This is a genomic window from Neisseria sp. P0020.S005 (assembly GCF_051957055.1).
Taxonomy (GTDB): domain Bacteria; phylum Pseudomonadota; class Gammaproteobacteria; order Burkholderiales; family Neisseriaceae; genus Neisseria; species Neisseria subflava_A.
In genome coordinates, this window is sequence record NZ_JBQCWV010000054.1 from 1 (window position 1) to 470 (window position 470).

Annotated in this window: 1 pseudogene; it reads right to left on the minus strand. The window is 49.6% G+C overall.

What is annotated here, in order from left to right:
• Window positions 1-78: 78 nt before the first annotated feature.
• A pseudogene (locus ACTHTU_RS11265) lies at window positions 79-470 on the minus strand (polymerase); the annotation flags it as partial.

Below are 470 nucleotides of genomic sequence, written 5' to 3' on the forward strand. Positions count from 1 at the left end.
TGTGAATAATAAATAACAAAAGGTCGTCTGAAACCTTAAAATCGGTTTTCAGACGACCTTTTTACATCAGCCTATTACTTATTGCACAACATCGCAAGACTTCGCTTTTTCGTGTTTAGGCGCGTTGACGAAATCTTTGCAGTCCGCCAGCAGCTTGGGCAAAAGCGGTTGGAACACAGGATGGCTGCGCAGCTTGCCCGCCTAAAACGACATCATGTACGGATAGTAATACTGCATCGCCTGCATCCATTTCGCACCCTCTTCCTTCTTGCCTTGCCGGTAGAGATACAGAGCCACCTGATAAGCGTTGGAATACGGGCGGTAAGACAAGGAATCGATCGCCGCCTTCTCCGCCCAAGGCTTGACCTGCATATCGGTCGGCTCGGCTCGGCGGGTCAGGCTGAGGTCAGCATAATAAGCCAGCATCGGACTGTTTTCAGAAATATGGCGCAAACCGTTAATCTTACGTC